We start from the raw sequence: 15,356 nt of genomic DNA, 5'->3' as shown, positions 1-15,356 counted from the left end.
TATGACTAAACGAAGCTTTAATAATTTGCAAATTTATCTCTATTTTGGTGTATAGTAGAAGGTTTAGTTCTAAAAAATGTAACAAAAAGTATAAAAATAGTAATAATTAACAAAGTTTTAGTCTTATGTTTATTTTCGGGTTAAAGAAATATTTAGTTTTTCAGACCGTTAAACCAGAATTATTTAGGCTATTCTAAACGGGAATTTTTTGATGAAATACTACGACATCCAAGAAATAGATTTTTGGATTTTTTTTTATATTTTGGATTGAAAATTAGAGGTTGGAAATGAAAATATTGGTCGAGGATGGATTTTAATCCATCCCTGAAATATGTTTCGAGCCGATGGCTCTATTTCGTAAAAGTTCCATAGGAACGATTTGTGTTGTAGCAACGGATTTCAATCCGTTGGGGATAGAATTAGCGACAATTTGAAGTTATGGAGTAACGATTCATATGTCTTTTTCATTTTGTAAAACAATGTCTTTTGTTGATAACTTGCACGCTATTTTCAGTTAAAAAATTATAAATTTGAAAATTGCTAAATATATTTTCAGGCAATTATAAAGCATTAAAATTCAGATATGTACTTAATATTCGATACCGAAACCACAGGATTACCAAAACGTTGGGGTGCACCCATTTCTGACACGGACAACTGGCCAAGATGTATTCAAATCGCTTGGCAATTGCACGATGATATGGGAAAAGTCATCGAACATCAAGACTATTTGGTTAAACCAGAAGGCTTCAACATCCCATATGACGCTGAGAGAATTCACGGCATTTCTACTGAATTGGCCGAAGCCGAAGGATTTCCTTTGGCCGAAGTTTTAGAGAAATTTAATGTCGCTTTGTCGAAAACCAAATTTATTGTGGGTCAAAATCTAGGTTTTGACATCAATATTATGGGTTGCGAATTTTATAGATTGGGAGTAGAAAGTCCGATGAGTTCGATGCCAATTCTGGATACCTGTACCGAAGTTACTGCCTCTTTATTGAAATTACCTGGAGGTCGTGGCGGAAAATTTAAACTGCCTACACTAACCGAATTACACCAATATCTTTTCAACAAACCTTTTGGAGAAGCGCATAATGCCACTGCCGATGTGGAGGCAACGACCCGATGTTTTTTTGAATTAATTCGTACCGAAGTTTTTACCAAAAGCGATCTTGAAGTAGAGCAAGACTATTTTCAAGATTTCCAAAATAAAAATCCTAAGCCATTCCAACTTATTGGACTGCAGCACATCAATTTAAAGGAAGCTTCTGATAAAATTCGTCAACAAATTGGTGGTCAACAAACGGCGACCATTTCGAAAAAGGAACTATCAGACAACAAGCAGAGTTTAATTGATACTGATTTTGTGCATTTGCATAATCATACACAGTTTTCGGTTTTGCAATCTACGATTAGCGTTGCGGCATTGGTTAAAGCAGCTTCGCAGCAGAAAATGCCAGCTGTAGCAATGACCGATCACGCCAATTTGATGGGTGCTTTTCACTTTGTTCGGGATGTTTTATACCATAATAAAGCGGTCGAAACCAAAAACAAGGAAGCGATTGAAAAAGGGGAAGCACCAACAGAAGTTTCGATGAAACCTATTGTGGGTTGCGAATTTTTTGTTTGTGAAGATCATAAAAACAAATCGGTTAAAGACAATGGTTATCAAGTGGTTCTTTTGGCGAAGACCAAAAAAGGCTATCATAATTTGGCCAAAATGTCTTCCATTGGATACACTGAAGGGTTTTATTATGTGCCAAGAATAGATCGAAAAGTAATTCAAAAATACAAAGAAGACATTATTGTTTTGTCGGGAAATCTCTATGGGGAAATTCCAAGTAAGATTTTGAATTTAGGTGAAAACCAAGCCGAAGAAGCCTTGCTTTGGTGGAAACAAGAATTTGGTGAAGATTTCTATATTGAAGTAATGCGTCATAATCAGGAAGATGAAAATCGGGTAAATGAAGTCTTAATTTCCTTGGCTAGAAAACACGATGTCAAACTGATTGCAACGAATAACACCTTTTATATTGATAAAGAAAATGCCAATGCCCACGATATTTTATTGTGTGTAAAAGAGGGCGAAAAGCAATCTACACCAATAGGTCGCGGTCGCGGTTATCGTTACGGATTACCAAATCAGGAATATTATTTCAAGTCGGGCGACGAGATGAAAAAACTCTTCAACAATTTGCCAGAAGCGATTTCGAATATTTCTGAAATTGTTGATAAAATTGAAATTTACAATTTGGCTCGAGAAGTTTTGCTTCCAAAGTTCGAAATTCCAGTTGAATTTAATGTTCCTCAAGATGCTATTGATGGTGGAGTTCGAGGTGAAAATGCCTATTTGAAACATCTTACTTTTGAAGGAGCCAAACTAAGATACAAGGAAATTACACCCGAAATTCAAGAAAGATTGGATTTCGAATTATTGACTATAGAAAATTCTGGTTATCCAGGTTACTTTTTGATTGTGCAAGACTTCATCGCCGAAGCTCGAAAAATGGGAGTTTCAGTTGGGCCTGGTAGGGGTTCTGCAGCAGGTTCTGTTGTGGCGTATTGTTTGAAAATTACCAATATCGACCCACTTTTATACAATTTGCTTTTCGAAAGATTCTTGAATCCAGATAGGGTTTCACTTCCCGATATTGATATCGATTTTGATGACGAAGGACGAAGCAGCGTAATGGATTATGTGATTCGAAAATACGGCAAGAAACAAGTAGCTCAGATAATCACTTATGGTAAAATGGCAACAAAATCGGCGATTCGTGATACGGCTCGTGTGCTGGATTTGCCTTTATTCGAAGCCGATAAAATTGCCAAATTAATTCCTGGGATGATGCCGTCTAAATGGAATTTAGCGCGTTTCTTGAATGAAAAAGAAGATCTTATAAAAAAGACCGTTCGTCCAGAAGAATTTGAAAAAATAAAAGAATTAATTGGTCTTGCCAAGGAAAGTGATTTGGGTGGAGAAACCATTCAGCAAGCCAAAGTATTGGAAGGAAACCTTAGAAATACTGGGATTCACGCTTGTGGAGTGATTATTACGCCAAGCGATATTACCGATTTTGTTCCTGTAGCAACCGCCAAAGATTCGGATTTATATGTCACGCAATTTGACAACTCGGTCGTAGAAAGTGCAGGTTTGTTAAAAATGGATTTCTTGGGTTTGAAAACCCTAACTTTGATTAAAGATACCGTTAAATTAGTAAAATATAGAAGCAACATCGATCTGAATCCTGATGAATTTCCTATCGATGATTTAAAAACGTACGAGCTTTTTCAGCGTGGTGAAACGGTTGGGATTTTCCAATATGAAAGTGCCGGAATGCAAAAATACATGAAGGAATTGAAACCTACGGTTTTTCCGGATTTGATTGCGATGAACGCGCTCTATCGTCCGGGTCCAATTGCGTATATCCCGAGTTTCGTAAAGCGAAAAAATGGCGAGGAGGAAATTATTTATGACCTTGATGCTTGCGAAGAATTACTGAAAGACACCTACGGAATTACGGTTTATCAGGAACAGGTAATGCTTTTGTCCCAGAAACTGGCGGATTTTTCCAAAGGAGATGCCGACGTTTTGCGTAAAGCAATGGGGAAAAAACAGAAAGATGTTTTGGATAAAATGAAACCCAAATTTATCAGTCAGGCTGCTGCCAAAGGGCATCCCGAGGATAAATTGGAAAAAATATGGAAAGACTGGGAAGCCTTTGCGGAATATGCGTTCAACAAATCACATTCTACTTGTTATGCTTGGATTGCGTATCAAACAGCTTATTTGAAAGCCAATTATCCAGCCGAATATATGGCGGCAGTTTTGTCGAATAATATGAGCGACATCAAGCAAGTTTCCTTTTTTATGGAAGAATGCAAGCGAATGGGGTTGAAGGTTTTGGGGCCTGATGTAAACGAATCGTTTTATAAATTTACGGTAAATGATGATTACGCCGTTCGTTTCGGAATGGGAGCGGTAAAAGGCGTTGGTTCCGGAGCTGTGGCTACCATTGTCGAAAATAGAAAAACTACAAAATACAAATCGATTTTTGATTTGACTAAGCGAATTGATTTGCGTGCTGCCAATAAAAAAGCATTAGAAAATCTTGCTTTGGCGGGAGGTTTTGATTCGTTTGGTGGGACAACTCGAGCACAATATTTTCACGATGATGGCGATGGAATTACGTTCTATGAAAAAGCGATTCGTTATGGTGCCAAGTTTCAGGAAAACGAAAATTCTTCACAGGTGAGTTTGTTTGGCGAAAGCAGCGATGTGCAAATTGCCGAACCCGTTGTGCCGCCTTGCGAAGATTGGAGTACGATGGAAAAATTAGCCAAAGAAAAAGAAGTCGTTGGGATCTATATTTCTGGACATCCGCTGGATGATTTCAAGTTTGAGATGAAGTATTTCTGTAATTCAAAATTAGAATCACTTAAGAATTTAGATATGCACATTGGTAAAAATCTAAATTTTGGAGGTATTGTATGTAATGTTCAAAGAAGGATCGCAAAAAACGGCAAGGAATGGGCTATTTTTAACTTAGAAGGCTATGATGAAAGTTTTGAATTTAAAATTTTTAATGAAGATTATTTGAATTTTCATCGCTACCTGCTTCCGAATAATTTTGTTTATTTTAAAATCCTCATCAAAGAAGGTTGGGTAAATAAAGATACAGGCAAAAAATCAGATCCAAGAATTCAGTTTGTTGATGCAAAGCAATTGCAGGATGTACTCGGGATTTTTGCCAAAAAACTGAGTATTTTATTGAATATAAAAGATTTGAGTAAGGAATTTATTTCAGAATTGAATGCGGTATTTCATGATAATAAAGGGAATAATTCGGTTACTTTTGATGTTGTAGAGCTAGAAACAGTAAGTAAGCCCATCGAAAAAGTTCTAGAAATAGTAAAATTGAAAGAAAAACCAGAAATGGCCTTGTTTGAAGATGATATTCCAGAAGAACCAGAGATTTTTTTAGAAGATTTTTCAACAGAGGACGAATTGTTGATGGAACAATCTATTTTGATACCCGAATCAACAGAAGTTGAAACCAAAATAATCACACGAATATCGATGCTAAGTCGAAAATTAAAAATTAAGATTTCGAATGAATTATTGGTAGAGTTGGAGAAAATGAACGTGAATTTTAAATTGAATTAAATGGTTTAACCCATTTCAAATTATTACTAAAGTTTACAATAATTAAAGTTTAAATTTTATAATCTTTGTTGAGATTCAAAACGTAGGTAAAAGCTATCTAACGAAAATTAAATATAGTAAATAATGAATATATCCTCTTTTTTAGAAAAATTAAAACTAACACCAAACAACATTACATTTCCGGAAACCATTGCAGTCATTGAGGAAAATTACGATTTTACTCCAACCACTTTCGATAACGGAACACAGCACAATGCCGCAGGAGAAAATTCAGGTTCTTGTAAATTATTTGCTTTTGCAAAATTGCAAAACTTGTCACAAGCCGAAACATTAGCTTGTTTTGGCGCCTATTATTTTGAGGAAGTATTAGCAGATCCAGAAGGAACAAACCACCAAAACATTCGTAATTTTATAAAATTAGGATGGGATGGAATTCAATTTTCACGAGAGGCTTTGACCTTGAAACTAAAATTTTTTAGCCACGGATTAAACTGATTTTTCATTGATTTCTTTGTGAACTTTGTGGTTAATATTATTCTTAAATGACCTTATATGGTTAAATAACTTCCAAGTCCACAAACGAAAAAGTATTTCCGCTAAACAATCCTTTATCGGATAATTTCAAATCGGGAATAACGAGTAAAGCCATAAACGAAAGCGTCATAAAAGGCGCTTTTAAATTGCTGCCCAACTCCTTTGCCATTGCATCAATTTCCTGGTATAATTTCCCGGTTTCCCAGCCGTTTTTGTCGCTCATAATTCCAGCAACAGGCAGAGCCAACATTTTGTTTTCAGCACCATTCACGGCGCAAACTCCGCCTCTGTTTTCGATGATAAGATTGACGGCATTGCAAATTTCTTCGTCAGAAGTTCCCACGACCACAATATTATGACAATCGTGCGCTACGGAACTGGCAATCGCACCTTTTTTTAAACCAAAATTCTTGATAAAAGCAATGGCTGGCTTGGTGTTTTGATAGCGATTTACAACTGCCATTTTCAGAATGTCGTTTTCTGTATCCGAAACTAGTTGCCCATCAACGATTAATGATTTGTGATGAATTTCATTGGTAATCAACTGTCCTTCCAAGGCTTCGATTACTCGAATTTTCGAACCAGAACCCGAAACTGCAAAGTCATTGATTTCTTTGGCAGTAATATTAAAATTATTGGGTGTTTCAAACGGAATATGTTTTACAAAAGATTCTCCATTTTCCGCAACCAATTCTCCATTGATGTAAGTTTTTTTTACTTTAAAATTGACCAAATTTTCTACTACGATAAAATCGGCAGCATCGTTTACATTCAACAATCCCACGTTCATTTTGTAATGATTTACAGGATTTACACAAGCGGCTTGCAAGACTTTGAAAACATCAATTCCTTTGGCTACAGCACGAGCACAAAGCAAATTAATGTGTCCCACAATCAAATCGTCCGGATGTTTGTCGTCTGAACAAAACATCATATTCTCATAATTTTCTGGAAGTAAATCGATGAGTGCTTCAAAGTTTTTGGCGGCACTTCCTTCTCGAATGAGTACTTTCATTCCTAGAGATAATTTTTCTTCGGCTTCTTCAAATGTGAAACATTCGTGGTCTGTTGTAATTCCGGCCGAAATATATTTTTTTACCGCCTCGCCTCGTAATCCTGGTGCGTGACCATCGACTGGTTTGTTGAAATGTTTTGCCCATTCAATTTTCTTCAAAACTTCAGAATCGTCGAATAAAACGCCGGGATAATTCATCATTTCAGCCAAATAATAAATATCGGGTGAAGCCATTAATTCCTTGATTCCTTCCGAATCGATAACAGCACCAGCATTTTCGAAAGTAGTAGCAGGAACACAAGATGGCGCACCAAAATGAAATTTCAAAGGCACTTTTTTACCGTTTTCAATCATATAATAAACGCCGGCAGAACCCAGAACATTGGCAATTTCGTGTGGGTCAGAAATCGTAGCCACCGTTCCGTGAAGTACGGCAATTTTGGCAAATTCAGAAGGAACAAGCATCGAACTTTCGATATGAATGTGCGAATCGATAAATCCCGGAAGAATAAAGCTTTTAATATTGTGATTTTTCTCGATTATCGAGATGATTTTCCCGTTTTCGACAGTGATTTCACCAGCATAAATTCGTTTGTTTTGGATGTCGACGATTTGTCCTTGAATTTGCATTTAGGTTGATTTAAAAAGATATTCAAAAGTACTATCATTTTGTTTTAGCTTCTAATTTTTTACTACAGATTTTTTTAAATTTTTAGCCACAGATTCACAGATTTTAATGGAAACAAATTAAAAGATTTATTATTTAAGAGATTATCACTTTTATTAATATGTGAATCTGTGGCTAATTTTAAATGAGAATTTAATGATGTCTTCTTTAGGTACCTCGTTTTAAAATATTTTAAACTAAATTTGTCAAAGACACAAAATCCTAATTCGTAAATCAATTATGCGCTGGACCCTTAAACCAAAACCTTCGGAAAAAAAGGTGAAACTTCTTGCCGAAACTTTGAAAGTGGAAGATTTTGTTGCAACACTTCTTGTACAGCGCAGTATTGAAACGTATGAAGAAGCACGACAATTTTTCCGTCCAACTTTAGAAGATTTGCACAATCCGTTCTTGATGAAAGATATGGATAAAGCAGTCGAGCGCATTGAATTGGCAATCAAAAATCAGGAAAACATTCTTGTTTTTGGCGATTATGATGTCGATGGAACGACGGCGGTTTCATTGGTTTCATCTTATTTGAAAATGGAGTATCCTAATGTTTCAACTTATATTCCAGATCGTTATGATGAAGGTTATGGCATTTCTTTTAAAGGAATTGACTTTGCAGATGATAATGGTTTTTCGCTGATTATTGCTTTGGATTGCGGTATAAAATCCATCGATCACGTGGCTTACGCCAAAGAAAGAAATATTGATTTCATCATTTGCGACCACCACCGACCTGGGAATTCTTTGCCGGAAGCCGTGGCGGTTTTGGATCCAAAACGGGACGATTGCACGTATCCGTATGACGAATTGTGTGGTTGTGGAATTGGTTTTAAATTGATTCAGGCATTGGGTGAAAATCGAAACCAAACTATTGAAGATTTGACTCCATATCTAGATTTGGTAGCCACTGCAATTGCCGCTGATATTGTTCCAATGACGGGTGAAAACAGGATTTTGGCTTATTTTGGTTTACAAGTAATCAACTCTGATCCAAGACCGGGAATTAAAGCCCTAATTCATCAAATAAAAAAGAAAACTCTAGATATTACCGATGTAGTTTTTGTCATCGCACCCCGAATCAATGCCGCGGGACGGATCAAACACGGGATTCACGCCGTGGAATTATTGACAGAATTTGACTTTGAACAAGCCCAACAATTTGCTTCTGAAATTGAGGCGTATAATTCCGAGAGGAAAGATTTAGACAAACAAATTACCAAAGAAGCGCTTGGTCAAATTATAGAAAATAACGAAGAAAAACGTTTTACATCGGTGGTTTTTCAAGAAGATTGGCACAAAGGCGTGATTGGAATCGTGGCTTCGAGATTGATAGAAACTTATTATCGTCCGACATTGGTTTTTACCAAAAGTGGTGATAAATATGCGGCTTCGGCACGATCAGTAAAAGGATTTGATGTTTATAATGCTTTGGAAGCTTGTTCTGAACATTTGGAGCAATTTGGTGGACATATGTATGCGGCGGGAATGACTTTATTGGAAGAAAATTATTTAGCTTTCAAAGAAGCTTTTGAAAAAGAAGTCGAAAGAACCATTCATCCTGATATGCTGACACCTGAAATTTCGATAGATGCCGAAATTAATCTGACGGATATCACTCCAAAATTGACTCGGATTTTGAAACAATTCGAACCTTTTGGCCCACAAAATATGACACCCGTTTTCCTTACCAAAAATGTAAATGATACGGGCTACGCTCAAAAATTGGGAGCCGATGAAGAACATTTAAAACTATTTGTACGTCAAAATAATTCGGATGGAATGGCGGCGATTGGTTTTGGATTGGGTAATAAAATGGAATTGACAGCGAATAAAAAGCCGTTTGAAGCGGTGTATTGTATAGATGAGAATGAATGGAATGGTAAAACTTCCGTTCAATTGCGGTTGAAAGATATTAAGTAGATATTATGAAATCGCCACGATTCCAAAATAATAAACAATATGGAAGCGTGGCAAGACCATATTCTGTAAAAAAAATAGTAACTACATATGAAAGTTAAAGTTAGAGATCCTTACGCAGCGTTGCGTTTTAGAGAATTCAATATGTTTTTGTTGTTGCGATTTGCTATGGTTTTTGCCTGGTCGATGCAATTTATTATCATCGAATGGGAAGTATATAGTTTGACTAAAAGTGCGCTTTCGCTTGGAATGATTGGGCTAATGGAAGTAATCCCTGCAATTGGGATGGCTTTGTTCGCAGGACATATTGTGGATCAGAAAGAAAAAAAGGGAATGCTCCTGAAATGTATTCTAGGATTTTCTATCATTAGTTTTGGGTTATTTTTATTGACTTGGCCAAGAATAGTTAGTGAATGGTCAACTGATACTATTTTGTATTCTATTTATTTCTTGGTCTTTTTAGGAGGATTGGTTCGTGCGTTTTTGGGGCCAACTATCTTTTCTTTGATGTCTTTAATTGTTCCTAAAAAAGCCTATCCAAATGCTGCTACTTGGAGTAGTTCAGTCTGGCAAATTGGTGCTGTTGTTGGGCCAGCAGTTGCTGGATTTTCAATTACTTTTATAGGAGTACATTGGTCTATGTGTTCTATTTTTGCTTGCTCTATTTTTGCTTTATTGGTATTGACACAGATTGCCAAAAAACCTATTCTGAATCCAAAAATTGGCGAACCCATAATGGAAAGTTTAAAGGAAGGCCTGAAATTTGTTTATACCAATAAATCTATTTTAGGGGCTTTAACGCTTGATATGGTGGCGGTACTTTTTGGAGGAGCGGTGGCTCTTTTGCCTATTTTTGCTCAAGATATTTTGAAAGTAGGACCTGAAGGCTTTGGAATTTTAAGAGCAGCTCCAGCAGTTGGTGCTTTGTTAACGATGTTTGTTTCGGCTCATTTGCCTTTTTATAAAAATGCGGGAATCAAATTATTGGCTGCCATTTTTGGCTTTGGCGTCTGTATCATTGTTTTTGGACTTTCCACTTGGTTTTGGTTGTCGGTTTTTGCTTTGTTTATGAGTGGTGTTACCGATGGAATTTCGGTAGTGATTCGTCAAACGATTTTGCAACTCAAAACACCCGATTCTATGCGAGGTCGTGTGGCTGCTGTAAATTCTATTTTTGTCGGTTCGTCGAATGAGTTAGGCGCTTTCGAAAGTGGATTAACAGCCAAATTGATGGGGACAGTTACTGCGGTTGTTTTTGGTGGCAGCATGACGCTTTTAATCGTCGTTTTTACAGGAATTAAATTGCCGGGATTTAGAAATCTAGATTTGCAAAAAGATCTGGAGGAACACGAAAATCATAAATAATTGAAAGCGATATTAAATAGAGCAAAAGAGAAAACTACGGCTCTTTTAAAGCAAGGTTTAACCCCAAAGCAATTAACTCAGAGCATTATTGTGTCGGGATTAATTTCGACTATTCCGATTCTTGGTGTGAGCACTTTTATGATAACTACGGTTTCTCTCAAGCAAAAATTGAATTTTCCTGTAATGATCTCGCTTAGTTATTTGATGTGGCCAGTTCAGATTTTAATGATAATGCCTTTTATTCGAGTGGGAGAATTTATTTTTTCTGTCCCTCAAAATCACCATACGGTCGAAGAAATTATCAGTTCTTTTCAAAACAGTTTTTTCCAAACCTTGAGCCATCTTTCCTTTGAATTGTTGTGTGGTTTGGGCGGTTGGCTACTGACGGCAGTTCCTGTTGCTGTTGGGATTTATTGGGTATCGCTTTTGTTTTTTAGAGAGAAAGGTACTTAATCTGTGTTCGAACGGTCTTAAATTATTTAATAGATTTATGAAAAGTCAACAAAGATAATCAGGTTAAAAAATATTGATTACTAATGGATATTTTCTATTAAAATCATTTTAGAACTGAACGAAGTTCTTTGCGATATTGCGAAGCGCTCTTACCTGTAAACTCTTGAAATGTTTTATTGAAATAGCTGAAATTATTGAATCCACTTTCGAAACAAATTTCCGTAATGCTTATGGGTTTTTCCGCCAATAGTTTAGATGCGTGAACCAATCGGTATTCATTGACAAACTTGGTAAAGGTTTTTTTGGTTATCTTTTTAAAGTAGCGACATAAGGAAGGAACAGTCATACTAACTAATTCAGCCACTTCTTCCAGCCTAATTTGTTCTTGGAAATTATCTTTTACATAATTAAAAATAGTATTGATTTTGTCGTTATCCTGCATTTGCAAATCCATCGAAAACCCTTCGGCGTTCAAAACTTTGAATTCAGAAGCTTCTTCTAGTTCATTTAATATAGAAAGAAGTGTCAGCAATCTTTCAAAAGGCATTTGACTTTCTATAAGTTCCAGTTTACTTCCAATTCTTTTTTTGGTTTCTCCAATAAAGACAAGTCCAGCTTTGGCTCTATTAAAAAGGTGGTTGATGTTTTTCATTTCTGATATTCCAAAAAAATCAGTACCGAGGAAGTCTGGTTTCATTTGGATAACCGTTTCTTTTGTGTTTCCAGTTTTTTCATCGGTAAAACCGCAATGTGGCAAATTACTTCCTATAAGTATAAGACTCCCGTTGGTATAATAGGAGATGTGGCTACCGACTTGACGTTTGCCTGAGCCACCATTTACATATACCAATTCGATTTCGGGATGGTAATGCCAAAAGTGCGCGCTACTATTTTCATTGTCTACATATTGAGTTAAAGAAAAGGAACTTCCGAAGGAAGGTTCTATAATTTCTAAGGCTGGGAGTATGTTTTTCATATTGCTGTTTATTTAGAAACAGTACAAAATTAACCCAAAATAACACATAATTACCAATTTTAACCTATTTCGTTTTCGTAAAAGGCAATATAGTACACAAATAAGAAAAGAGAGTGTTGTTATGCATCAAATGACTCCTATATATTTGCAGTAAACAAAATCATATAAATCTAAAAATTAAAATTATGAAAAATTTATTTAAATTTAGTTTAGTGTTGGGAGTAGCATTATTAACTATGAACGTACAGGCTAGTGATATTGATTTTTCACTAGGTGTAAAAAAAGAGCAAGGAAAAGTAATTACTTTTGTATTTAGTGAGACAAATAAATTGGATTTGTCTATTTATGACGCAGAGGGTAAAATGATTCACACAGAAAATGTAGATTCTCGAACCTTTATCAACAGAACCTATGATTTGAATGCTTTGCCAGAAGGTATATATTATTTGGTTGCTGAATCGGAATTTAAAATTTCAAAATATAAAATTTCAGTTGTTGGAACCACGGCCAGATTATTGGAAACTCCAATTTCAGAGGAATTTAAACCAGTGTTTACTGAAAAAGATGGTTTATTAAAACTAAGTTTTTTAAATTTGGATAAATCTCCAACATTTGTTAAAATTTATGATAAAGAAGACATTCTAGTTTATGATAGTGGTATGTTGATGGATCAAAATATCGCTAAGATTTTTGATGTTTTAATTATTCAGAACGAAGCTTACACTTTTGTGGTTACAAATAATGACAAGACCTATACAAAAACATTTTATAAAAGATAGTAATTCAACAAGTCTTTTTATTAGAAACAGCTCCTTTTGGGAGCTGTTTTTTTATTTCTATAAGTTTTCTAAGATTTTATCCATAACCCAGCTAGTGTGCAAAGCTGTCAACCCATTCGAAGGATGTGTACTATTGCCCAAAAGATGTTCCCGAATTCGTTCTACATGATGCAATTGCACGTTTTCTGGATGCTCGATAAAAAGTTCTGTTTCGCCATCTTCATTATAAAGTACAATAGGATCATTTTCGAATATGGAAAATGTTATTTTACCTTTACTTCCAGCAATTTCTACGATATCTTCTCGGTTATTGCTACCAAAGTTCCAATTACCATTTCCCGTGATTCCAGATCCGTGAAGCCAACAAGCAGTTATAGCATCCTTGGCAGGATACAATCCTTGTTGGTTCAAACTAAAACCAGAAACCTCTTGAATGTTTCCCAAAAGATGTGTGAATAAATCTAAACCGTGACTTGCCAAATCATCAAAATAACCACCCGAAGCTACTTTTGTATCGGTGCGCCAATTGTATTCTCCCGATAAATCCTGCTCAGATGCTGGTTTGGTCAAATTCCATCGAATGGATCGCACTTCTCCAATTTTATTGTCGTCTAGCCAAGTTTTTATTTGTTCAAAACGGGGCAAAGTTCGCCTGTAATAAGCCGTGAACAAAGGAATAGTTGCAGCTTTAAAAGCTTCGTAAATTTCGAGACTCTCTTTGTAACTCGGTGCCAATGGTTTTTCAATACAGCAAATTTTCCCTGCCGAAGCCACTTTTAATCCATAATAATGGTGCGTGTCTGGTGGCGTGGCAATATAAATTGCATCAATTTCGGGATCGTTAATTAGCTCATCCGCATCCGAGTAATATTTACTGATGTGATGTCTTTTGGCATAATCGGCAGCTTTATCAGCATCTCTTCGCATCACGGCATCGATTTTGAAACCCGCGGTTTTCTGGTAAGCTGGACCGCTTTTTACTTCAGTGACATCGCCACAGCCTAAGATTCCCCAACGGATCGTTTTTGTGTTTTCGGTGTTGTTTGACATTATAATTTCTTTATTTTGTAAAAATACCGAAATAACAGATAATTGTGGTGTGGATGAAAAGTTAATTTTGGGAACTGTTGATAAAAAATTTGAACGCAGACGATACGGATGGTTCGCTGATAAAAACGGATTTTTTTGTACGTTAATTCGTTCAATCTTTATGATTCCTGCCTTTTTGCTTGTGTTGGTGGGCACGGAAAGAATTTCCGCGCTAAAGTTAACGAGATAACTAATCTAAATCCAAGCGGTCGGGGTTTTCCGTGCTAGCGATGTCAAGATTATTTATCTAAATTCGAGCGGTCGTTGATCAAATACAATTTTTTATTAATCGAAAATAGGCGATTTAATGAATTGAAACCCTCAGTTGTGTATCAGATTTAAACGGGTTTTATAATATTTTGAAACAATAGAAAACGCCCAGATGTTTATTGCTGGGCGTAATCAACTAGCTATCTATTAAGAACAATAGTCGTTTCGATACTTTTATTATTTGTATTAATTGCAACTTTTGTGATGTTACCTTTATCCATATAATCATTAAAAACTTGCTTATTGCTTCCTTTTTCTAAATCAACTTTAACATATTTGGTATTTACTCTTTGAAGTGATCCTGTTAGCGCATCAACTCCCCAACCTATAATACTAAATCCATTTAGTATAGCGACCAAATTAAAATCAGCATCCATTATGACCACTCTTTCTTTGTAACCTTCAAGTCTAAAATCTACTTTGTCATCTTTTCTTACTTTTATTTGACAAGGTGCTACACATTGCTCCATACCATTCACAAATACTTTTGCTCCAGAAGGATTTGTTTCAAATAAAACATTTCTTTTTGCACCAGTAAAAACTGATGCGCAACTAGTTAAAAGCAATGATGCAATAACAAAAGTTGAAATAAATTTAATTTTCATAATAAAATAATTTATAATTGACCTACTTCTTTTTTTAAGTCTATATTCGGTATATTCAGACCATTTGTTTATGTAAACCTTTAATAGGTTTTTTAAACTTAATCAAAACTACATAGGTGGTTTTGATTAAGTTTACGGTTTTCCACATTTGGAGTATTTTTTTTCAAATATAATAAAAATAGACGCATATATGCGTCCAAGCAATTTTTATTTGTTATCACCTTTGAATATGATTTCAGGGGAAACTTTTTTGATAAATTTAGGAATCCATATTCGGCAAATAAGAGAAAGAAAAAATCTATCTCAACAAAATTTAGCTGATATATGTGATTTGCCAAAGACTACAATAGGGAGAATCGAAAGAGCTGAAATGAATACTACAATAAAAACCCTCGTTAAAATTGCCAACGCTTTAGAAATTGAGCCAAAAGAACTGCTAAATTTCCAAATTAAATAACTAATAAGTTTTATCCGCGAGACATCAGTGTCATCAGCGTACCAATTGTTTCATTT

General features: G+C 35.5%; 11 protein-coding genes. 7 read left to right on the top strand and 4 right to left on the bottom strand.

Features of this window, described 5'->3' with window-relative positions; genetic code table 11:
• Window positions 1-583: 583 nt before the first annotated feature.
• Window positions 584-5,164, top strand: coding sequence for a DNA polymerase III subunit alpha (dnaE, locus tag FNW17_RS08195; protein WP_144071404.1), 4,581 nt, complete (start codon window positions 584-586; stop codon window positions 5,162-5,164).
• A gap of 123 nt (window positions 5,165-5,287) precedes the next feature.
• Window positions 5,288-5,659, top strand: coding sequence for a HopJ type III effector protein (locus FNW17_RS08190; protein WP_144071403.1), 372 nt, complete (start codon window positions 5,288-5,290; stop codon window positions 5,657-5,659).
• A 61-nt stretch (window positions 5,660-5,720) separates the two neighbouring features.
• Here FNW17_RS08190 and ade read toward each other — a convergent pair whose 3' ends face one another.
• The gene (gene ade, locus FNW17_RS08185; protein WP_144071402.1) at window positions 5,721-7,343 is read right to left on the bottom strand and encodes an adenine deaminase; all 1,623 of its coding nucleotides are present in this window, start codon (window positions 7,341-7,343) and stop codon (window positions 5,721-5,723) included.
• Window positions 7,344-7,620: 277 nt separating this feature from the next.
• Between ade and recJ the strand changes: the two genes are divergently transcribed.
• The 3 genes from recJ to FNW17_RS08170 all read left to right on the top strand — a co-directional run bounded on the left by recJ (window position 7,621) and on the right by FNW17_RS08170 (window position 11,124).
• Window positions 7,621-9,309, top strand: a complete 1,689-nt coding sequence (gene recJ / locus FNW17_RS08180) for a single-stranded-DNA-specific exonuclease RecJ (RefSeq protein ID WP_143389215.1) — start codon at window positions 7,621-7,623, stop codon at window positions 9,307-9,309.
• An 87-nt stretch (window positions 9,310-9,396) separates the two neighbouring features.
• Window positions 9,397-10,671, top strand: coding sequence for an MFS transporter (locus FNW17_RS08175; protein ID WP_143389216.1), 1,275 nt, complete (start codon window positions 9,397-9,399; stop codon window positions 10,669-10,671).
• The gene (locus FNW17_RS08170; RefSeq protein ID WP_144071401.1) at window positions 10,672-11,124 is read left to right on the top strand and encodes a DUF2062 domain-containing protein; all 453 of its coding nucleotides are present in this window, start codon (window positions 10,672-10,674) and stop codon (window positions 11,122-11,124) included.
• 103 nt (window positions 11,125-11,227) lie between these two features.
• Here the strand turns inward: FNW17_RS08170 and FNW17_RS08165 are convergent, their stop codons facing one another.
• A complete protein-coding gene (locus FNW17_RS08165; protein WP_143389218.1) occupies window positions 11,228-12,100 on the bottom strand; it encodes an AraC family transcriptional regulator in 873 nt (290 codons plus the stop codon).
• 185 nt (window positions 12,101-12,285) lie between these two features.
• Between FNW17_RS08165 and FNW17_RS08160 the strand changes: the two genes are divergently transcribed.
• Window positions 12,286-12,879: a T9SS type A sorting domain-containing protein gene (locus FNW17_RS08160; protein WP_143389219.1), complete on the top strand. Its 594-nt coding sequence runs from the start codon at window positions 12,286-12,288 to the stop codon at window positions 12,877-12,879.
• A 57-nt stretch (window positions 12,880-12,936) separates the two neighbouring features.
• On the opposite strand, the gene FNW17_RS08155 is transcribed toward FNW17_RS08160, so the two are convergent.
• A complete protein-coding gene (locus FNW17_RS08155) occupies window positions 12,937-13,929 on the bottom strand; it encodes a Gfo/Idh/MocA family protein (protein ID WP_144071400.1) in 993 nt (330 codons plus the stop codon).
• Window positions 13,930-14,378: 449 nt separating this feature from the next.
• A complete protein-coding gene (locus FNW17_RS08150) occupies window positions 14,379-14,843 on the bottom strand; it encodes a PEGA domain-containing protein (protein WP_144071399.1) in 465 nt (154 codons plus the stop codon).
• 229 nt (window positions 14,844-15,072) lie between these two features.
• Between FNW17_RS08150 and FNW17_RS08145 the strand changes: the two genes are divergently transcribed.
• Entirely contained in the window at window positions 15,073-15,300 is a 228-nt protein-coding gene (locus FNW17_RS08145; protein WP_144071398.1) for a helix-turn-helix domain-containing protein, read from the top strand.
• Window positions 15,301-15,356: the final 56 nt, after the last annotated feature.

Origin of the sequence: Flavobacterium franklandianum (assembly GCF_007097365.1) — a bacterium.
In the GTDB taxonomy this organism is placed as follows: domain Bacteria; phylum Bacteroidota; class Bacteroidia; order Flavobacteriales; family Flavobacteriaceae; genus Flavobacterium; species Flavobacterium franklandianum.
Note: the sequence above shows the minus strand (reverse complement) of the source record. Positions and strands in the feature narration are given on the sequence as shown.

What these genes read in the sequence shown, in the direction of transcription:
- FNW17_RS08155 (WP_144071400.1), bottom strand. Translation starts at nt 13,929, where the DNA reads ATGTCAAACAACACCGAAAACACAAAAACGATCCGTTGGGGAATCTTA.
- FNW17_RS08165 (WP_143389218.1), bottom strand. Translation starts at nt 12,100, where the DNA reads ATGAAAAACATACTCCCAGCCTTAGAAATTATAGAACCTTCCTTCGGA.
- ade (WP_144071402.1), bottom strand. Translation starts at nt 7,343, where the DNA reads ATGCAAATTCAAGGACAAATCGTCGACATCCAAAACAAACGAATTTAT.
- FNW17_RS08190 (WP_144071403.1), top strand. Translation starts at nt 5,288, where the DNA reads ATGAATATATCCTCTTTTTTAGAAAAATTAAAACTAACACCAAACAAC.
- FNW17_RS08175 (WP_143389216.1), top strand. Translation starts at nt 9,397, where the DNA reads ATGAAAGTTAAAGTTAGAGATCCTTACGCAGCGTTGCGTTTTAGAGAA.
- FNW17_RS08160 (WP_143389219.1), top strand. Translation starts at nt 12,286, where the DNA reads ATGAAAAATTTATTTAAATTTAGTTTAGTGTTGGGAGTAGCATTATTA.
- FNW17_RS08150 (WP_144071399.1), bottom strand. Translation starts at nt 14,843, where the DNA reads ATGAAAATTAAATTTATTTCAACTTTTGTTATTGCATCATTGCTTTTA.
- dnaE (WP_144071404.1), top strand. Translation starts at nt 584, where the DNA reads ATGTACTTAATATTCGATACCGAAACCACAGGATTACCAAAACGTTGG.
- recJ (WP_143389215.1), top strand. Translation starts at nt 7,621, where the DNA reads ATGCGCTGGACCCTTAAACCAAAACCTTCGGAAAAAAAGGTGAAACTT.
- FNW17_RS08145 (WP_144071398.1), top strand. Translation starts at nt 15,073, where the DNA reads ATGATTTCAGGGGAAACTTTTTTGATAAATTTAGGAATCCATATTCGG.